Source organism: Klebsiella sp. JN_Kp126 (genome assembly GCF_033843325.1).
GTDB classification, from domain to species: Bacteria; Pseudomonadota; Gammaproteobacteria; order Enterobacterales; family Enterobacteriaceae; genus Klebsiella; species Klebsiella michiganensis.
Genome location: NZ_JAWXQV010000046.1, coordinates 74,899 through 93,578, shown reverse-complemented (window position 1 = coordinate 93,578; position 18,680 = coordinate 74,899). Strand labels below are relative to the sequence as shown.

General features: G+C 57.1%; 16 protein-coding genes. 12 read left to right on the top strand and 4 right to left on the bottom strand.

What is annotated here, in order from left to right:
• The first annotated feature begins 49 nt into the window (after positions 1 to 49).
• The 7 genes from SIK97_RS06290 (at position 50) to SIK97_RS06260 (ending at position 7,650) form a co-directional block, all read left to right on the top strand.
• Positions 50 to 952, top strand: a complete 903-nt coding sequence (locus SIK97_RS06290) for a LysR family transcriptional regulator (protein ID WP_014838440.1) — start codon at positions 50 to 52, stop codon at positions 950 to 952.
• Complete coding sequence (locus SIK97_RS06285; protein ID WP_025108267.1) at positions 952 to 1,431, top strand: GNAT family N-acetyltransferase; 480 nt, start codon at positions 952 to 954, stop codon at positions 1,429 to 1,431. The genes SIK97_RS06290 and SIK97_RS06285 overlap by 1 nt, the downstream gene beginning before the upstream one ends.
• Positions 1,432 to 1,511: 80 nt before the next feature.
• Positions 1,512 to 1,943 carry an OsmC family protein gene (locus SIK97_RS06280; RefSeq protein WP_004138064.1) on the top strand — a complete coding sequence of 144 codons (432 nt, stop codon included), beginning with the start codon at positions 1,512 to 1,514 and terminating at the stop codon, positions 1,941 to 1,943.
• Positions 1,944 to 2,057: 114 nt separating this feature from the next.
• Positions 2,058 to 2,927, top strand: coding sequence for an oxygenase MpaB family protein (locus tag SIK97_RS06275; RefSeq protein ID WP_025108268.1), 870 nt, complete (start codon positions 2,058 to 2,060; stop codon positions 2,925 to 2,927).
• Positions 2,928 to 3,127: 200 nt separating this feature from the next.
• On the top strand, positions 3,128 to 4,036 hold the full coding sequence (locus tag SIK97_RS06270) for a cation diffusion facilitator family transporter (RefSeq protein ID WP_038424484.1): 909 nt from the start codon (positions 3,128 to 3,130) through the stop codon (positions 4,034 to 4,036).
• Positions 4,037 to 4,239: 203 nt separating this feature from the next.
• Positions 4,240 to 5,157, top strand: coding sequence for a bestrophin family protein (locus tag SIK97_RS06265; protein ID WP_057174034.1), 918 nt, complete (start codon positions 4,240 to 4,242; stop codon positions 5,155 to 5,157).
• 192 nt (positions 5,158 to 5,349) lie between these two features.
• Positions 5,350 to 7,650 (top strand): FdhF/YdeP family oxidoreductase, encoded by a 2,301-nt coding sequence (locus SIK97_RS06260; RefSeq protein WP_057174035.1) that lies wholly within the window; start codon positions 5,350 to 5,352, stop codon positions 7,648 to 7,650.
• 44 nt (positions 7,651 to 7,694) lie between these two features.
• Here SIK97_RS06260 and SIK97_RS06255 read toward each other — a convergent pair whose 3' ends face one another.
• Both SIK97_RS06255 and SIK97_RS06250 read right to left on the bottom strand, forming a co-directional pair.
• Positions 7,695 to 8,312: a LysE family translocator gene (locus SIK97_RS06255; RefSeq protein ID WP_077270600.1), complete on the bottom strand. Its 618-nt coding sequence runs from the start codon at positions 8,310 to 8,312 to the stop codon at positions 7,695 to 7,697.
• A gap of 85 nt (positions 8,313 to 8,397) precedes the next feature.
• Entirely contained in the window at positions 8,398 to 9,198 is an 801-nt protein-coding gene (locus SIK97_RS06250) for an AraC family transcriptional regulator (protein WP_057174036.1), read from the bottom strand.
• 156 nt (positions 9,199 to 9,354) lie between these two features.
• On the opposite strand from SIK97_RS06250, the gene SIK97_RS06245 reads away from it, so the two are divergent.
• Positions 9,355 to 10,260: a LysR family transcriptional regulator gene (locus SIK97_RS06245; RefSeq protein ID WP_057174037.1), complete on the top strand. Its 906-nt coding sequence runs from the start codon at positions 9,355 to 9,357 to the stop codon at positions 10,258 to 10,260.
• Here SIK97_RS06245 and SIK97_RS06240 read toward each other — a convergent pair.
• Complete coding sequence (locus SIK97_RS06240; protein WP_032749148.1) at positions 10,257 to 11,156, bottom strand: LysR family transcriptional regulator; 900 nt, start codon at positions 11,154 to 11,156, stop codon at positions 10,257 to 10,259. The two genes, SIK97_RS06245 and SIK97_RS06240, sit on opposite strands and share 4 nt — an antisense overlap.
• Before the next feature lie 104 nt (positions 11,157 to 11,260).
• On the opposite strand from SIK97_RS06240, the gene SIK97_RS06235 reads away from it, so the two are divergent.
• Positions 11,261 to 12,424, top strand: a complete 1,164-nt coding sequence (locus SIK97_RS06235) for an MFS transporter (RefSeq protein ID WP_057174038.1) — start codon at positions 11,261 to 11,263, stop codon at positions 12,422 to 12,424.
• A 17-nt stretch (positions 12,425 to 12,441) separates the two neighbouring features.
• Here SIK97_RS06235 and SIK97_RS06230 read toward each other — a convergent pair whose 3' ends face one another.
• A complete protein-coding gene (locus SIK97_RS06230) occupies positions 12,442 to 13,851 on the bottom strand; it encodes an MFS transporter (protein WP_025108275.1) in 1,410 nt (469 codons plus the stop codon).
• Positions 13,852 to 14,139: 288 nt separating this feature from the next.
• Between SIK97_RS06230 and SIK97_RS06225 the strand changes: the two genes are divergently transcribed.
• The 3 genes from SIK97_RS06225 to mgtA all read left to right on the top strand — a co-directional run bounded on the left by SIK97_RS06225 (position 14,140) and on the right by mgtA (position 18,675).
• The gene (locus SIK97_RS06225) at positions 14,140 to 14,679 is read left to right on the top strand and encodes an anti-virulence regulator CigR family protein (RefSeq protein ID WP_049080918.1); all 540 of its coding nucleotides are present in this window, start codon (positions 14,140 to 14,142) and stop codon (positions 14,677 to 14,679) included.
• Between the two features lie 412 nt (positions 14,680 to 15,091).
• Positions 15,092 to 15,787, top strand: a complete 696-nt coding sequence (locus SIK97_RS06220) for an MgtC family protein (RefSeq protein ID WP_025108277.1) — start codon at positions 15,092 to 15,094, stop codon at positions 15,785 to 15,787.
• Positions 15,788 to 15,942: 155 nt separating this feature from the next.
• Positions 15,943 to 18,675: a magnesium-translocating P-type ATPase gene (gene mgtA, locus SIK97_RS06215; RefSeq protein WP_057174039.1), complete on the top strand. Its 2,733-nt coding sequence runs from the start codon at positions 15,943 to 15,945 to the stop codon at positions 18,673 to 18,675.
• The last annotated feature ends 5 nt before the right edge of the window (positions 18,676 to 18,680 follow it).

The following is an 18,680-nucleotide window of genomic DNA, read 5'->3' as shown; positions in this document are numbered from 1 at the left end:
TGAAAAAAGAGATGCTGAGTTTCATAAAACGTGCAGATGGAAATCAGTTATGGATCGGGTAATTGCCGCGCAGGTGTATATGCGCATTTGTGAACTGGGGAGCTTAAGCGCCGCCGCCCGCGCGCTGGGGATGTCGCGTCCGATGGTCAGCCGCTATCTGGAACAGATGGAGCAGTGGGCGGGAACCCGGCTGGTCCATCGCTCAACCCGCAAACTGACGCTCACGGCTGCGGGGGAAAAGGTGCTGCAAAAAACGCGCACCCTGACGCAGCTGTCGGATGAGATCGCCGGGCAAAGCGAGCGTGCGATCCCCAGCGGGACGCTGCGCGTCGCCTGCGCTCACTTTACGGCGATGCAGCTGATTTCGCCGCTGCTACCCGATTTTCTCGCCCGTTATCCGCAGCTGCGCCTTGAGCTGGATATCAATAATCACCCGGTCAGCCTGATCGGCGAACGGATCGACGTGGCGATTCGGATCACCGACAATCCGGAGCCCGGGGCTATCGCCCGCCGCCTTGGCGTGTGTCGTTCGGTGCTGTGCGCGTCGCCGCGCTGGCTTCAGCAGAACGGTCCGCTGCAAACGCCGGAAGATCTCGCTCGTCACAACTGCCTGCATTACAGCCATTTTGCCAGCCAGACCTGGCAGTTTAGCGACGCCAGCGGCGAAAGCGTGGCGGTGGCGGTTTCCGGCAACCTTAGCGCCGGGATCTCCTCGCTGCTGATGGAGGCGGCGGTCGCCGGCTGCGGCATCGCGATGCTGCCGGAGCTGGAGGCGCAGCGGGCGCTCAACAGCGGGGCGCTGAAACAGGTTTTACCGGCCTGGCGGCCAAAAGCGCTAAGCGTATATGGTATTTACCTTTCTCGGGACTATCAGCCAACCGCGCTGCCGCTGTTTCTCGGTGAGATTCAGCAGAAACTGGCGCAAACTCACGATATAAAAGGAACCCTTTAATGATAGTGCTTCGCCCAATGCGTGATACGGAATACCCCGCGTATCTCGACTACTTTATCCCCGACTACGCGGCGGAAATCTCCGCCAATTACGCGCTCTCGCCGGCGGCCGCGTTAGCCCAGGCGCAGCGCGAAATCGCCGCGGATCTGCCCGACGGCGTCAATACTCGCGGCCAGGTTTTATGCTGCTTATTCGATGACAGTGACGGCGCAGAAAAGCGGGTCGGCTATCTCTGGTACAAGCCTGACGAAGAAATGCGCTCCGCCTTTATCTGCGATTTTTATATTTATCCGGCGTTTCAGGGACAGGGCCTGGGTAAACAAGCGATGGCGGCTTTTGAGCATGCGCTGAAAAGCCAGGGGATCGGCCAAATTAAACTGCGCGTCGCCGGGGATAATCAGCGCGCGCGCCATCTCTACGACGCCGCGGGTTTCCGCGTTACCGGCGTTAATATGAGTAAAAATATCCCGACGGATTGATCTGAAAAACGCCGCGCGCCGCCCAAATGCCTTAGGGGGTTCTATACTTAACCCTTTCATATCAAAAAAGGAGCGATATTATGGCAATCCATAAGAAAGGTCAGGCGCATTGGGAAGGGGATCTGAAAAGCGGAAAAGGAACCGTCTCGACCGAGAGCGGCGCGCTGAACCAGCAGCCTTATGGTTTTAACACTCGTTTCGAAGGCGTCAAGGGCACCAACCCGGAAGAGCTTATCGGGGCCGCCCATGCCGCCTGTTTCTCCATGGCGCTCTCGCTGATGCTGAGCGAAGAGGGCTACACCGCCACCTCCATTGATACCGTGGCGGTGGTGACGCTGGATAAGTCCGGCGGCGGCTTCGCCATCACCCAAATCGCGCTGCAGAGTAAAATTGTGCTGCCAGGCATTGAGGCCGATGCGTTTGACGGCATCATTCAAAAAGCCAAAGCCGGTTGCCCGGTGTCGCAGGTGCTGAACGCGGAGATAAGCCTCGACTACCAGCTCAATCCATAAGCTCACTGGCGCCCGCTATCGGCGGGCGCTCCTGCCCTAAAAGCCATCGTTGGTAAATGCCCCCGGCGTTAATAAATGCTATCTTTCTCGCTCACGGATCAGAGCAGGTGGGTAATGACCAGCATACGCGGAATGATTGAAGCTCAGGTTCTGGGCTTAACCGGCATGGCGCTAAAAGAGATCGATTTTGAACACCCCAAAGGCGAACCGGGGCTATTTGGTCCGCAGTCGGCCATCTGGCAGGTTCATGGCGATTTTACCTCCATGCTCTGCGGCGGCGTCAGCGCGCTGCTGTTACAGATGCTGCATCCTCTGGCGCTGGCGGGCGTCTGGGATCACTCAAACTTCCGCGAAGATATCTTTGGCCGCCTGCGCCGTACCAGCCAGTTTATTTCCGCCACCACCTTTGGTACCACCGCCGACGCCGAACGGCTGATCGCAAAAGTGCAGGGGATCCACCTGCGGGTGAGCGGCAAGGATAAAGACGGCACGCCCTATCAGGCCAGCGACCCGGCGCTGCTCACCTGGGTTCATGTCGCCGAATGCAGCAGCTTTATGGCCTCGCACCTGCGCTACAAGCGGACCGTGGTCAGCGCCGCCCGCCAGGAGCAGTATTATCAGGAGGCCGCCGAAATTGCCCGCCGCCTTGGCGCTCGGGATATCCCGGTAACGCCGCGTCAGGTTGCCGACTACCTGCAGGATATGCGCCCAACGCTGCGCTGCGATGAGCGAACGCAGGAAGTTGCCGACGTCCTGCTATCGACCCGCCTGCCGGGGCGCCTGAGTCAGCCCGTCGGGCGAATGATGATGCGCGCCGGGATTGACCTTCTGCCGCCGTGGGCGCAGGCGATGCTCAATTTGCCGATGAGCGCGCTGCAGCGGCACAGCGCACGAATTGCGGTACACGGCGTCGCCCGCGTACTGCGCGCGTCGGTGCGTAACGGCGCGTATCATTGCGCAATGCGCCGGATGAATCAGTTTTAATTATTCAGGCTGCGTTTTTACGCCAAAAATATAGCCATGGCTATTATTGTCATGGCTATATTTTTTAAAAACAAACTATTCTCATTTATATATTTGACAGCAATAAAAATAAGTAAATGTTCTCTTAACGGTGGCGGATTATTCAGGAAAAATTAAGCCAAATCGCGTACGTTATTTCTTTTTTTTGCGGGGAAGTCATCATGGCGAAAATGACTGACGATGGTCAGCGCGCCCAGGTTGCGCGTAAAACGACGCTGGTCAGCGTGGTTGTCAATCTTTTTTTATCCAGCGCCCAGGTTCTGGCGGGCGTTTTTTCCGGTTCGCAGGGATTAATTGCCGATGGTATTCATTCTCTTTCCGATTTAGTCGCTGATTTCGTCGTGCTGTTGGCCAATAAAAAAAGCGGCAAACCCTCGGATAGCGATCATCACTACGGACACCGGCGCTATGAAAACGGCGCTTCACTGGTGATTGGCGCGCTGCTGTTACTGGTTGGCGCGGGTATGCTGTGGTCCGCCTGCGGCAAACTGCTGCATCCGGCGTCTATCCCGAGCGTGCATATTACCGCTCTGTGGGTGGCGCTCGCCGCGCTGACCGCCAAAGAGATGTTATTCCGCTATATGCTCAGGGCGGCTAAACAAATTCAGTCGTCCATGCTGATTGCCAACGCCTGGCACGCCCGCTCGGATGCCGCGTCGTCGGTGGTGGTCGCGGTCGGCATCATCGGTAACCTGGCCGGCTTCGCCTGGCTCGATCCGGTGGCCGCGCTGGCCGTCGGCGCGCTGGTCACCCGCATGGGCTATACCTTTTCGTATGACGCCCTCCATGACTTGATGGATCGGTCAGTGGATAGCGACAGCGAGCAGCAGATAATCACCACTATTCTGGCAACGCCCGGCGTCGTGGCGCTGCATGACCTGAAAACCCGACGCGCCGGCGATGGGATCCTGGTCGATGTACATATCGAGGTGCCGGGAGATTTATCGGTGGCGGAAGGGCACGATATTGCGCTGTTGGCCCGCGCGCGGGTGCTAAACAGCCAAAACGTGCTGCATATGATGATTCATATTGACCCTTGCCGCGCGGATAGCGACGCGATTATCGCTTAGGTTATTCCCCTGAACGCTTGAGGGCTTTGTCAGCCTGCGGATAATATTGCCTGTGAAATAAAAAAGGACCATAATCCAGCGGCTATTCTTTCATCGCTGATAAATAGCCGGCTGACGCCGTGTCGTGTTTTTAAACAATATAAAAAGGCAATCGCATAATAGAAAGTATCTATTATTCGTTCGAAACTTCAGGAAGTAAAACAATGATTATCCGGCCAGAACAACACTGGTTCCTTCGCTTGTTTGACTGGCACGGCTCCGTGCTGTCAAAAATCGTCTTTCGCCTGCTGCTTAACCTGATGATGTCGATTATCGCGATCATCAGCTATCAATGGTACGAGCAGCTGGGTATCCATCTTACCGTCGCGCCGTTTAGCCTGCTGGGGATCGCCATTGCCATTTTTCTTGGCTTTCGCAATAGCGCCGGATACAACCGCTTTGTTGAAGCGCGCAATTTGTGGGGAACGGTGCTGATTGCCCAGAGAACGCTGGTGCGCCAGCTGAAGAATCTCCTGCCGGCCGAAAGCGCAGCCCATCAACGCCTGGTGAGCTACCTGGTGGCGTTTAGCTGGAGCCTGAAGCATCAGCTGCGCAAGACGGATCCGAGCGCCGATTTAGCGCGTCTGCTGCCGGCGCAAAGCGTGGCGGAAATCCTCGCCAGCTCGATGCCAACCAACCGCATTCTGCTGCTGGCAGGCGATGAGCTTGGGCACCTGCGCGCAGAAGGGAAGATCGGCGATGTCACCTTCAGCCTGATGGACAATAAGCTTGATGAGCTGGGGCACGCGCTGGGCGGCTGTGAGCGCCTCGCCAGCACCCCGGTGCCCTTTGCCTACACGCTCATTTTGCAGCGCACCGTGTATCTGTTCTGTACGCTGCTGCCGTTTGCGCTGGTCGGCGATCTTCACTATATGACGCCGTTCGTGTCGGTGTTTATCTCCTACACCTTTCTGTCGTGGGATTCGCTGGCGGAAGAGCTGGAGGACCCGTTCGGTACCGCAGCCAACGATTTGCCGCTGAACGCGATGTGTAACACCATTGAGCGCAACCTGCTGGATATGACCGGCCAGCATCCCTTACCGGAGAAACTGGCGCCGGACCGCCACTACAATCTGACCTGATTTTTGTATGTTTATTATTCGTTAAATAAGTTAAATCTAACGTGTGATAGATAACATTGATTATACAGCCACCGCCCTGATTGTTATGCTTTCGTTAACAAAAACGCCCGTTATCCTGGCTGGTAACGGGTGATAAGAGATCGTGCGGCGTTTCACCTGCCATACGCCGCCGAAAGCGCATCAGGAGTGAACATGAGTAACAGAAGACGCGTCGTTCCCGGCGTCCATCCCTATGATGGTCCGGCGGGCGGCTGGGGTGCCTTAAAAGCCACCGCTATCGCCGTTCGTACGCAAATGGATGCGCTCGATGCCCCCGCCACGCTGCTGCGGACCAATCAGCCGGATGGCTTTGATTGTCCCGGCTGCGCCTGGCCCGACAAAGAGCATAAATCGACGTTTCAGTTCTGCGAAAACGGCGCCAAAGCGGTGACCTGGGAAGCCACCAGTAAACGGGTCACGGCTGAGTTTCTCGCGGCTAACACCGTGACGTCGCTGCTGGCGCGCAGCGATTTTGAGCTGGAAGGCTACGGGCGCTTAACCCAGCCCCTGGCCTACGATAAGGCCAGCGATACCCTGCGTCCGGTCTCATGGGACGCGGCGTTTACCCGCATCGGCGCCATTCTTCGTACGCTGCAGCCCAATGAAGTCGAGTTTTATACCTCCGGGCGCGCCTCTAACGAAGTGGCCTTCCTGTTCCAGCTGTTTGCCCGCGAATATGGCACCAACAACTTTCCGGACTGCTCCAATATGTGCCACGAGTCGACCAGCGTCGGCCTGCCGCAGTCCATCGGCATCGGTAAAGGGACGGTCTCCCTCGATGACTTTGATAAGACCGAGCTGGTTATCTCTATCGGCCACAATCCCGGAACCAACCATCCGCGCATGATGGGCACGCTGCACGAACTGGCGCGCCGGGGGGTGCCGATTATCGTCTTCAACCCGCTAAAAGAGCGGGCGCTGGAGCGTTTCGCCGATCCGCAGAACGTCATTGAGATGGCGACCTACGGCTCAACCAACATCGCGTCGACCTATTTCCAGGTCAAAGCGGGCGGCGACGCGGCGGCGCTTAAGGGTATCGCGAAGGCGCTGCTCCGGCTGGAAGCAGAGCAGGGCGATGTGCTGGATCGGGCGTTTATCGATGAGCATACGCTGGGCTTTACCGAATTTGCGCAGGATGTGGACGCGACGCCGTGGCCGGATATTGAACGCGAGTCCGGCCTGACGCGCGGCGATCTTGAACGGGTAGCGGCGGCTTACGCTAAATCTAACGCCACGATTATCACCTACGGTATGGGCATCACCCAGCACAATAAGGGCACCTCTAATGTACGCCTGATAGCCGACCTGCTGCTGATGCGCGGGAATATCGGCAAGCCGGGGGCCGGGATCTGCCCGCTGCGCGGACACTCCAACGTACAGGGCAACCGTACCGTCGGCATCACTGAAAAGCCGAGCCCCCAGTTTCTCGCCAACCTGCAGCGGGTGTTTGGTTTTACGCCGCCGCAGGAGCATGGTCACGATGCGGTAAAAGCGCTACAGGCGATGATCGACGGCGAATCGAAAGCGCTGCTCTGCCTTGGCGGGAACTTCGCGGTGGCTATGCCGGATAGCGAACGGGCTTTTCCGGCGATGCGGGGGCTGGATCTGAGCGTGCATATTGGCACCAAGCTCAATCGCTCGCATCTTCTGGTGGCCAATGAGACCTTTATCCTGCCGTGCCTTGGCCGAACCGAACTCGATATTCAGGAGACGGGACGCCAGTCAATCACCGTGGAAGATTCGATGTCGATGGTGCACGCGTCGTCGGGCAAGCTGAAACCCGGTTCGCCAGAGCTGCGATCGGAGCCGGCGATTGTCGCGGGGATGGCCATGGCGACGCTGCCGGAAAGCAGCGTTGACTGGCTGTCGCTGGTTGCCGACTACGATCGCATTCGCGATCTGATCGAGCAGACCATTCCCGGCTTTGACCAGTACAACCAGCGTATTCGCCATCCCGGCGGTTTTCGCATGCCGCTGCCGCCGACGGAGCGTATCTGGCCGACGCCGACCGGCAAAGCGATGTTTTCCGTTTTTCACGGGGTGCACGAAAACCAGCAGGTAGCAGGGCATGACGTGATGCGCCTGGTGACGCTGCGCAGCCACGATCAGTACAACACCACCATTTACGCCATGGACGACCGCTACCGCGGCGTGTTTGGCCGTCGCGACGTGTTGTTTATGAACGAGCAGGATATGGCTGAGCAGGGATTCGAACACGGCGATCGGGTGGATATCAGCTCCGCGCTGCCGGGCCACCATCAGCGGTTGGAAGATATCACGCTGGTCGCCTACAGCATCGCGCCGGGCACCGTTGCCGCCTATTACCCCGAAGCCAACGTGCTGGTCCCTCTGGATTATCTCGATAAAGAGAGCGGCACGCCGTCGTATAAATCGGCGCCCGTCCGTTTAACGCTGCGCTCGAAAGAGATCCGCGCGCTGGCGGGGCTTCGCTAAAGCGCCGTTTGCCCGCGGCGATCGTCGCGTCGTGGGCAAAATCGCTACCTCTGCGCCAGAATCAGCTTAATCCCCAGCCCGACAAAACCGGCGGCAAAGCAGGCTCTCAGCCCCTGTAACACCCGCGGACGCGACAGAACGTATCCGCGCATCGCCGCCGAAAAGGCGCCATAGAGCATAAAAACCAGCAGCGTCATCAGCATAAAAACGGCGCTCAGGATCAGCATTTCCCCGATCGGCGAAGCCGAGCCGCGCTGGATAAACTGCGGCAGAAAGGCGAGAAAGAAGAGCGGCAGCTTGGGGTTAAGCAAATTAATCAGAATCGCGTGGCTGATGACCTGGCGCGGGTTGCGTTGCTCGACGCCCTCCACGTTCAGGCTGCCGCGCTGGTTTAGGGTGACCCATGCGAGGTACAGCAGCCAGGCGACGCCGGCGTACTTCACCAGCTCGAAGGCGCCGGGGGTGCTGTGGAGGATGGCCGCCAGCCCGGTTATCGCCGCCAGCATATGCGGAATAATGCCCAGCGTGCAGCCGAAGGCCGCGGCAAAACTCATGCCTCTGCCCGCCGCCAGGCCGGTGGCAATGGTGTAAAGCGTCCCGGTGCCGGGGGCGATGACCACAATCAGCGAAGTCAAAAGAAACTCAGGGGTGATGAACGCCATGATGTCATTCCTGTTGCAGAGAATCGAGGCCCTGAGTATTTCGCAAAGCCGCGCGCCGGTATTGAACAAAATTGCACAGCGTCGGCTAGCGGCTCGCCTGATAGCTGCCTGGGGTTATGGCGAACTGCCTTTGAAACGCGCGGGTCAGATGGCTTTGATCGGCAAAGCCGGCCATGAAGGCGGTATCGGCGGGGGAGTGACCTTCGGCGAGCAGGCGGCGCGCCAGGCGCAGGCGGGCCTGTACCAGATAAGCGTGCGGCGTGATGCCGGTTTCGCGAGCGAAGCCGCGGATCAGCTGAAAGCGGCTGAGACCGCAGAGGGTAGCAAGCTCCTCGAGAGAGATTTTCTCTTCGGGGGCATCATCGAGATATTGCCTTGCCAGCGCGATGGAGGGGGTACCGCTTTTATCAGGCCGCCGTGCGCAGAGATGGTATCGGCTCACCCGCATCAGGCAGAGCAGTAGCGCCTCTTCCACGGCGGTATCCTCGGGGGCGCTGGCGACAATCTCGCTAAACAGCCGCAGCATCAGTCCGCGCAGCTGCGGGTCCTCGACCACCGGGCGCAGGAGAATATCTTCGGCCTTTATCGCCCCCTGAAATTCAGCGGCAACCCGCTCGGGATCGAGATAGATCATCTGCCAGCTGCGCGGGCCATTCAGCGGGATACCGTCGTGCATCTCCCCCGGATTAACCATAATGATATTTCCGGCGGCGGCCTCAATTTTGCCCAGATGGCTCCACGAACTCTGCGCGCCCTGAGTGAAAATCCCGATGCCGAACTGGTCGTGGGAATGGCGCGGAAAACTCTGTTCCGTGACTAACGACATGGCTTCCAGTCCCGGCATGGCGAGCCGGTGTTGCTGAACGTGATGAAGGCGAGTTTTCAACGGTTTCTCCTGCCGGGGCATAGCATGAGTGTAGCCTCAGGCACGCGGGACGAGCAACGGTCCACCGGCGCTTGAATTTCATCAACGCAGAACATAACATTTAGCTAACATTTTGCCTGCTGCGCTGCCAGCAGATTGCGCAAACAGTGGATGATAATGGATATTAAACAGCTTAAGTACCTGATTGCGCTCGACAGAACACGACATTTCGGCCAGGCCGCGGCGGCCTGCCATATCACCCAGCCCACGCTATCGATGCGTATCCGCAATCTTGAAGAAGAACTTAATCTGACGCTGATTCAGCGCGGGCAGCGGTTTGAAGGGTTTACCCCAGAGGGCGAGCGTATTCTGGCCTGGGCGCGAGCGCTGCTGGCGGCGCACGACGGGCTGGAGGCGGAGGCGGCTATCTGTCGCGGGCAGATGGTCGGCCAGCTAAGAGTCGGGATGGTGCCTTTAGCCAGCCTGAATCCGATGCAGCTGATCAAGCCGCTGGCGGATAAATACCCGGAGCTGCAGTTCAGTCTGCTGTCCATGACCTCGGAACAGATTATCGACGGCGTTAGCCGCAACCAGCTGGATCTGGGGATCTGCTATCTGCACCACGTCGATAGCCAACTGTTCAACGTGGTCTGGCTGCCGAATACCCGCATGGGGCTGCTGCACGATAGGCGTCATTATCAGTTTGCCGACGCGACGCCTGAGTGGGATACCCTGGCCGCGCTGCCGCTGGGCTTTCTGACCAAGGGCATGTACTACCGTGAATCGATTGAGATGAGCTTTAAGGCCAAGGGGCTGGCGCCAAAATACGTTTTTGAAAGCGACTCCACGTTTCAGATCATCCAGGCGGTGCAGGCCGGGATCTGCTGTGCGATTATGCCGCTGAACAACGGCCTCGAAGCGCTAAGCGATAATCTGGAAATCAGGCCGATCGCCGAGACGGAGGTCGACTCGATGCTGGCGCTGATCATGCGCAACAAAGAGCCGGTGTCGTCGCTGGCGGAAAAATGCTTCGCCGATGCGCAGGTGATTTTTAGCGAACGCCAGTCGGCTGACGGCGCTTAGCTGGCCATCTGCGACTGGATAAATTCAAGCCAGACGCGCGTTCTGGCGGGCATAAAGTGGCGCTCCCGATAGAGGGCGGAGAGCTGTAACGGCGCCGGCGGCAGCTCCAGCGTGACTTCCTGGAGTTCACCGCGATCGATAAACGGGCGGCAGGGTTTCTCCCCCAGAATAGCGAAGCCAACGCCGGCAAGCGCGGCATGCAGCGCCATTTCGCCGCTGTTGACGCGATAGTGCCCGTTGACGTTAACCTTTTTAAAGCTACCGTCCGCCGCGGCAAATTGCCAGGCTTGCCCCGCGAGGGCGCTGACGGTGGTAATGCAGGGTAGCGCGGTTAATTGCTCGCTGTGTGTCGGCATACCCGTTCTGGCAATCAGCTGCGGAGAAGCGACCACGCAGCAGGGAAACGAAAAGAGCGGGCGCGCAATGACGCTGGCGTCTTCCATTTTGCCGCGGGTGATAATCACCGCAATATCCACATCCTCTTTTAACACCTCCATTCCCGCCAGATTCGTGGTACAGCTGACGATTATTTTTGGATAGCGCATGGCAAATTGCGCCATCAGCGGCGCAAACAGCGAGGGGCCAATTTCGTTCGGAAGACACAGGCGTAGCGGCCCTTCGGGTTCGGCCTGCTGCTGCGTCAGTTCAGCTTCCGTAGCGGCAAGTTGCTCCAGCACCGGTCGCATACTGGCGAGCAGCGTCTGACCGGCAGGGGTCAGCTTCATGTGCCGGGTACTGCGCTGTATCAGGCGTAGCTGAAGGCTCTCCTCAAGCTGCGAAATCTGTCGGCTCACGTTCGATGAGGGCATCTGCAGCGCTTTTGCTCCGCCGCGAAAGGAGCCATTTTCCGCCACGGTGACGAAGACCCGCAGGGCGTTGAGATCCAATTTTTTCACTCTCGATTATCCCGATTTTGATAATTAACAACGTCATTTTTACCGTCTTATGCCCGGTTTTGCCAGACGCTAGACTCTCCGCATTACATAGTCAGGAGTCTTACATGCCCGGATATCTGGTACGAATAACGTTGATCGTGGCCTTTGTTCAATTCATCAACGCCCTTGAATATATGATTTTTAATCCCTTATTTACCTGGATGGCGCCGACGTTTCAGGTGCCGGTAAGCCAGGCGGGTTACGTCACCGGCGTTTATACGCTGGCTTCCGTCATTGCTGGGGTAAGCGTCTGGCGATGGGTCGGTAACGTTAAACCGCGGCGCTTTTTGCTCTGCAATATGGTCCTGTTGGGGGGATTAACGATGATGACGCTGACTACCACCCGGTTTGACGTATTATTGTTCTGGCGTTTTCTTGCCGGTCTGGTTGGCGGGACCACAATGGGCGTGGGCAGCAGTCTGTTAATCAACATTATGCCGCCGCACCTGCGCCCGCGGGCATTGGCCTCCACGATTGCCGCATTCTCGCTGGTCAGTATTGTCGGTATGCCGACGATGCTATTTCTCAGTGCAAAAATCGGCTGGCAGATAGCCCCCGCGACGATCGGCGGACTCTGCTTAATCGCGTTACCGCTGATACAACTGGCGCTGCCGGAGCAACCCATCGAGGCGAGCCGTCAGGCGGGTTTGCGCTGGTCGTCATCGGTGCTGTTTTACGCCTCCGGCAACGCGCTCGCGCAGTTCAGTCCGATGTTAATCATTCCGCTGCTGGTACCGTTACTGACGGTGAAAATGGGGGCCAGCGGCGATGAATTGCCGTGGCTCTTTTTCGGCGGAGGCGTGGCCGGACTATGCGCAACTAAACTCACCGGCAAGCTATGCCAGCATTACAGCGGCTACCGCATCAGCCTGCTGGCCAGTCTGCTGTTTATACTGAGCCTGAGCATCGCTTTTACCTGCAACCGCGGCGGCGCACTGTTTATGGTGCTGTTTCTGGCCGCCGCCTACTGTCGTCTGGTGGCCTCATCGGCTGTGGCAATGCGTTTTCCAGCGGATAGCGCCAGGTCCGGGTTTACGCTTTTACAGAATACCCTGATGTCATTAAGTACGGCGGCGGCCTTTCTGCTTTCGTCGTGGGTGCTCTCGGTTGACGGCAACGGCGAGCGGGCGATGCAGGGGATATTGCTGCTCTGCGCCCTGAGCGCATTGCCGCTGCCGTGGCTACTGCGGGTTCAGGAGAAAAGATTAGCCACGCGCGCCGCCGGCTAACCCGGCGGCGGCTACCGTCAAATATTCTCCAGGCTGATCCCGCGAGTTTTCGGACCAAAGATGCCCACCGACAGCATCACCATCAGCATGCTGGCGACGATAAAGCTAATCACGCCTGGGGTACCGGCGTATTGCAAAATAATGCCGATCAAAATGCTGGTGATCGCCGTCGACAGCCGGCTAAAGGAGTAGCAGAAGCCGACCGCCCGCGCGCGAATGTGGGTCGGGAAAACTTCGGCCTGGTAGGCGTGATAGCTAATGGTCAGCCAGGCGTTTGACCAGGTGATCATAAACCCGCAAATCACCAGCAGCACCGGGCTGTTCTGCAGGGCAAACAGGGTGCCAAACACCACCGTCATCAGCGCGGAAAGCACAATTTGCCATTTGTTTTCAAAACGATGAACGAAGCGGGTGCAGAACAGACAGCCAATCGGATAGGCGAGGGTAATAAAGAACGCATACAGCAGGCTGTGGGTGATGCTCGCCCCTTGGCCGGAAAGCAGGGCCGGTAGCCAGTTGCCGAAGCCAAAGAAGCCGATGGCCTGGAAGAAGTTCATTACCATCAGCATGATCGTACGTTTGCGGTACTGCGGCGCCCAGATCGCTTTAAAGCTTCCCAGCCTGCGCGGGTTATCCTGCCTCTCAACCTGGTGGCGTGGCGAGGGAGAAACGCCGCAGCGCTGTTCCATTTCGCACATCACCTTATGGGCTTCCTCGTGGCGGCCTTTTTCATCCAGCCAGCGCGCCGACTCCGGCAGCTTCTTGCGGATAACCCAGATAATCAGCGAACAGAGCGCGCCGAAGATAATCACCCAGCGCCAGCCGGTCAGGCCGAAAAGGGTAATCGGCACCAGCAGCCACGACATCAGCGCCACGGCGGGAACCGATAAAAACTGAATAAAGAAGGCGAAAGCGAAGGCTTTATTGCGCAGATGCGTCGGCACCCATTCGCTTAAATAGGTGTCGATGGTCACCAGCTCAATGCCGAGACCGACGCCGACCAGAAAGCGGCAGAAGATAACCCCTTCAGCGCTGCTTTGCAGGGCCATCATCAGCGAAAATACGCCGTACCAGGCGAGGGCAAACATAAACGTCAGGCGGCGGCCCAGCTTATCCGCCAGCGGCGCAAGCAGGCTGGCGCCAATAAACAGCCCCATAAAGGTGGACGACGCGAAGGCGGCCTGGTCGGAGATACCGAAGATACCCTGCTCGCCGGTATGGAAAATATCCTCTGCCAGCAGCCCGGTGCTGATATAGCCGGTCTGAAAAAGATCGTACAGCTCGAAGAAGCCGCCCAGCGCCAGGAGGGTGATAAAAGACCACAGGCCAACGGAGGCGGGGAGCGCATCGATGCGAGCGGTCAGGCTGGAGTGGGGATGTCCTGGGGAGGCGAACGCGGCGTCGCCCAGAACCTGGGTGGTAGACATATTATTATTTTCCTCAGATAAAATGTTTGCCTGCTAATGTTATTTGATTGTTAATGGTTTTAAATTTTTAATCGCATCGGGGGAGAGAGATTTGCAGAATAAAATAATGCCAATGTGGTTTGGCTGGCGTTGTGTGCTGGTTTTCGCCTGTGGCCCGGCCGCGGGGTGAAGGAATTCACCATCGGGCCGCTAAGTTTGACCTGAAATAAATTTAAGATAACGAGAGATTGTTGCGCTCAGGTTATTCACCTACATTCAAAGCGAGTACTCCCACTCAGGAAAATAATCATGTCTAGTAAGAAAATTTTACAAGCAGCGCTGGCGGCGGCGCTTTCGCTGTCAATGATGGCTACGCCGGTCTTCGCTAATCCCGGTAACGGCGGTGGCAACGGCGGTGGAAATAGCGGTAACCATGGCAACAGTGGTGGGAATAGCGGTAACCATGGCAATAACGGTAACAACGGCAATAGCGGTAAAAACAACGTTGATAAGGGCAACCAGGGTCAGAAAGAAGGAAATCCGGGGCAGAGAAAAAACTACGGCAAACCCGATCATGTCTCCGCTGATATCAGCTTCTCCAGAGCGCGTTCGCTGGCGGTAAACTACGGTTTAACCGGCTATCAGTCGCTGCCGCCGGGAATCGCCAAAAATCTGGCTCGCGGTAAACCCTTACCTCCGGGGATTGCAAAAAAAGCGGTTCCGGCATCGATGCTCAACGAACTGCCTTACTATCCTGGCTATGAATGGCGCGTGGTGGGCCAGGATTTAGTGCTGATCGCGCTGAGTACGGCGATCGTGACGTCGATAATTAATGGCGTCTTTGACTAGTGAATTAACCCCGGTTCACGCCGGGGTTAATCCTGACGGGCAGGCTTAGCGCATTAAGGTCATTTTAAACAAATCGTCACTAAAGCGAGATTTTAACTTTACTCAAATAATTGAATGACTATAATGAGCACAAATTCACACAGGAGAAATATGTTGGACAGTCACCCTTACTTAAACATCAAGGCAAGCTGACGCTATTTTTTCTGCGCTGCTTGCCAACCGGCGGGCAGCAATCTCCTCATCCAGACGATTGCATCCCATAAAAAATAACGCAGCATGGCTGCGAGGATAATCGTCATGTTCATGTTTAAAAATACATTATTCCCTCCACCGTCAACGCGACGTTAATCGCCTCTCTGGCGACAATTTGTCGTGTGCTTAATAAAGCACGTAGTTAATTCTTCCAGCAAAAATGGAGGAAGCTATGTTGATGTTTCCTTATATCGCAAATTTACTCGCCGCGATGCTGTTGGGCGCGCTGATTGGCGCCGAAAGACAGTGGCGTCAGCGGATGGCTGGCCTGCGCACCAATGCACTGGTCGCCACCGGCGCGGCGGTTTTTATTCTGAGCTCTATCTCCACATCGCCGGATAGTCCGGGACGTATTGCCGCGCAGGTGGTTTCCGGAATTGGTTTTCTCGGCGCCGGGGTCATCATGCGGGAAGGCATGAACGTGCGCGGCCTGAATACCGCGGCAACCCTGTGGTGCTCTGCGGCGATTGGCGTACTGTGTGGCTTAGGCCAGTTCTGGCAAGCGGCGGCGGCAACGCTGATCATCCTGTGCGCCAATATTCTACTGCGCGAAGCGGCGCAGAGAATTAATCAGATCCCCGGCGCGACAGAAGAAGAAAAATGCTACGTCCTGAATATTATCTGTCATAGCGAACATGAAAACGCGATTCGTCAGCTATTGCTTAATATCAGTAAAGAGATGACGCTCAGCCTGCAGGGGCTGGTGTCGATAGCAGCAAAAGAACAAGGACATAAAGAAATCCGCATCGAACTGGTTGGTAATACCGACTCCCGCAAAGCGCGAGATCTTATTATGTCAAGAATTGGCGGTGACGAAAACATTACGTCAGTGCGCTGGTGCGTCGAGGGGAGTTAGCCTCCCTGATATTCTACTCTGGCAATGATTTGTCTAAGGAGGGAATGATGGATATTCCCAGGCAATTAAAGTAATAAGCGTTTAATAACGTAAAAATGAATTATGCATAAGTCAATTATGCAGGGATAACGACGTCTTAAATTTGAGGAATAATCATGACTGACATGAAAATAGAAAACCGGAAAATAAACCGGTCTGCGTCAGAAAATGATAAGCAGCATAAAAAAAGCTTCGCCATTGAAACCGAGGCATTTAACAGCCCGGATCATACGCTGGCGCGGCTCAACAGCAGCCGTCAGGGGCTCACCACCGAAGATGCCCTTGAACGGCTGAATGAATATGGCCGCAATGAAGTCGCGCACGAGCAGGCGCCGCCGGCGCTAATCCAGCTTTTGCGGGCATTCAATAACCCGTTTATCTATGTCCTGATGGCGCTGGCCGCCGTCAGCTTCGTGACCGATTACTGGCTACCGCTGCGTAACGGCGAAGAGACCGATCTGACCGGGATTATCATTATCGTCACGATGGTCAGCCTGAGCGGGTTATTGCGTTTCTGGCAGGAGTTTCGCACCAACAAAGCGGCGCAGGCGCTGAAATCCATGGTTCGCACCACGGCGACGGTACTGCGTCGCGGTCCTGGTAACATGGGGCCGGCGCAGGAGGAGATTGCCATTGAGGAACTGGTGCCCGGTGACATCATCTTCCTGGCTGCGGGGGATCTGGTTCCGGCGGATGTCCGCCTGCTGGAGTCCCGGGACCTGTTCGTCAGCCAGTCGATACTTAGCGGCGAATCGCTGCCGGTGGAAAAGTATGACGTTCTGGCCAGCGTGTCCGGCAAAGGGTGCGACAGGCTTCCCGAGCCGAACAAAGATAAAAGCCTGCTGGAGATGGGCAATATCTGTCTGATGGGCACCAACGTGACCAGCGGCAGGGCGCAGGCGGTGGTGGTGGCCACCGGAAACCGCACCTGGTTTGGTTCGCTGGCGAAGTCCATTGTCGGTACGCGCACCCAGACGGCGTTCGACCGTGGGGTAAACAGCGTCAGCTGGCTGCTGATCCGTTTTATGCTGGTGATGGTGCCGATTGTGCTGCTGATTAACGGCTTCAGCAAAGGAGACTGGGTTGAGGCATCGTTGTTTGCCCTGGCGGTCGCGGTGGGCCTGACGCCGGAAATGCTGCCGATGATCGTCAGCTCAAACCTGGCGAAAGGCGCTATCGCCATGTCGCGGCGCAAAGTGATCGTCAAGCGGCTGAACGCCATTCAGAACTTTGGCGCCATGGACGTGCTGTGCACCGATAAAACCGGCACGCTGACGCAGGACAATATCATTCTTGAGCATCATCTTGACGTCAGCGGCAGCGAGAGCGACCGGGTGCTGACGCTGGCGTGGCTCAACAGCAGCAGCCAGAGCGGGGCGCGCAACCTGATGGACCGGGCGGTGCTGCGCTTTGGCGAGGGGCGGATTGCGCCAGCGACCAAAGAGCGCTTCGTGAAGCTTGATGAACTGCCGTTTGATTTTGTCCGCCGTCGGGTCTCGGTGTCGGTGGAAGATGTCCGCCACGGCGATAAAAGCCTGATCTGCAAAGGCGCGGTCGAAGAGATGCTGATGGTGGCCACGCATCTGCGCGAAGGCGACCGCGTGGTTGCGCTGGATGAAACCCGCCGCGATCTGCTGTTAGCCAAAACGCAGGATTACAACGCCCAGGGTTTCCGCGTGCTGCTGGTCGCGACCCGCAAGCTGGATGACTCCGCCCTGACAACCCCGCTGTGCGCCGCGGATGAGCAGGGGCTGACGGTCGAAGGGATGCTGACCTTCCTCGATCCGCCGAAGGAGAGCGCGGGAAAAGCGATTACCGCGCTGCGCGATAACGGCGTGGCGGTCAAAGTGTTGACCGGCGATAACCCGGTGGTCACGGCGCGTATTTGCCTGGAAGTGGGGATTGATGCCCACGGTATCCTGACCGGCACGCAGATTGAAGCGATGACGGATAACGAACTGGAGCGCGAAGTGGAAACGCGTTCGGTATTCGCCAAACTGACGCCGCTGCAGAAGTCGCGCATCCTGAAAACGCTGCAGAAAAACGGCCACACCGTCGGCTTCCTCGGCGATGGCATCAACGATGCGCCGGCGCTGCGCGATGCGGACGTTGGTATTTCCGTCGACAGCGCGGCGGATATCGCCAAAGAGGCATCCGATATCATCCTGCTGGAAAAGGATTTGATGGTGCTGGAAGAAGGGGTGATCAAAGGGCGTGAGACCTTTGGCAATATCATTAAGTACCTGAATATGACCGCCAGCTCTAACTTCGGCAACGTCTTCTCGGTACTGGTGGCCAGCGCGTTTATTCCGTTTCTGCCGATGCTGGCGATTCATCTGCTGATCCAGAACCTGATGTACGATCTCTCTCAGCTCTCGCTGCCGTGGGACAAGATGGATAAGGAATTCCTGCGTAAGCCGCGCAAGTGGGATGCGAAAAATATCGGCCGCTTTATGCTGTGGATTGGCCCGACGTCGTCCATTTTTGATATCACCACCTTCGCGCTGATGTGGTACGTGTTTGCGGCGAATCACGTCGAAGCCCAGGCGCTGTTCCAGTCCGGGTGGTTTATTGAAGGGCTGCTGTCGCAAACGCTGGTGGTGCATATGCTGAGAACGCAGAAAATTCCGTTTATCCAGAGTCGAGCGACGTTGCCGGTGCTGCTCACCACCGCGGTCATTATGGCGATGGGCATCTACATTCCATTCTCGCCGCTGGGGGCGATGGTCGGGCTGGAGCCGCTGCCGCTGAGCTACTTCCCGTGGCTGATCGCGACGCTGCTCAGCTACTGCCTGGTTGCGCAGGGCATGAAGCGTTTCTATATCAAACGCTTTGGTCAGTGGTTCTGATGATA

What these genes read in the sequence shown, in the direction of transcription:
- SIK97_RS06290 (WP_014838440.1), top strand. Translation starts at nt 50, where the DNA reads ATGGATCGGGTAATTGCCGCGCAGGTGTATATGCGCATTTGTGAACTG.
- SIK97_RS06285 (WP_025108267.1), top strand. Translation starts at nt 952, where the DNA reads ATGATAGTGCTTCGCCCAATGCGTGATACGGAATACCCCGCGTATCTC.
- SIK97_RS06280 (WP_004138064.1), top strand. Translation starts at nt 1,512, where the DNA reads ATGGCAATCCATAAGAAAGGTCAGGCGCATTGGGAAGGGGATCTGAAA.
- SIK97_RS06275 (WP_025108268.1), top strand. Translation starts at nt 2,058, where the DNA reads ATGACCAGCATACGCGGAATGATTGAAGCTCAGGTTCTGGGCTTAACC.
- SIK97_RS06270 (WP_038424484.1), top strand. Translation starts at nt 3,128, where the DNA reads ATGGCGAAAATGACTGACGATGGTCAGCGCGCCCAGGTTGCGCGTAAA.
- SIK97_RS06265 (WP_057174034.1), top strand. Translation starts at nt 4,240, where the DNA reads ATGATTATCCGGCCAGAACAACACTGGTTCCTTCGCTTGTTTGACTGG.
- SIK97_RS06260 (WP_057174035.1), top strand. Translation starts at nt 5,350, where the DNA reads ATGAGTAACAGAAGACGCGTCGTTCCCGGCGTCCATCCCTATGATGGT.
- SIK97_RS06255 (WP_077270600.1), bottom strand. Translation starts at nt 8,312, where the DNA reads ATGGCGTTCATCACCCCTGAGTTTCTTTTGACTTCGCTGATTGTGGTC.
- SIK97_RS06245 (WP_057174037.1), top strand. Translation starts at nt 9,355, where the DNA reads ATGGATATTAAACAGCTTAAGTACCTGATTGCGCTCGACAGAACACGA.
- SIK97_RS06235 (WP_057174038.1), top strand. Translation starts at nt 11,261, where the DNA reads ATGCCCGGATATCTGGTACGAATAACGTTGATCGTGGCCTTTGTTCAA.
- SIK97_RS06230 (WP_025108275.1), bottom strand. Translation starts at nt 13,851, where the DNA reads ATGTCTACCACCCAGGTTCTGGGCGACGCCGCGTTCGCCTCCCCAGGA.
- SIK97_RS06225 (WP_049080918.1), top strand. Translation starts at nt 14,140, where the DNA reads ATGTCTAGTAAGAAAATTTTACAAGCAGCGCTGGCGGCGGCGCTTTCG.
- SIK97_RS06220 (WP_025108277.1), top strand. Translation starts at nt 15,092, where the DNA reads ATGGAGGAAGCTATGTTGATGTTTCCTTATATCGCAAATTTACTCGCC.
- mgtA (WP_057174039.1), top strand. Translation starts at nt 15,943, where the DNA reads ATGACTGACATGAAAATAGAAAACCGGAAAATAAACCGGTCTGCGTCA.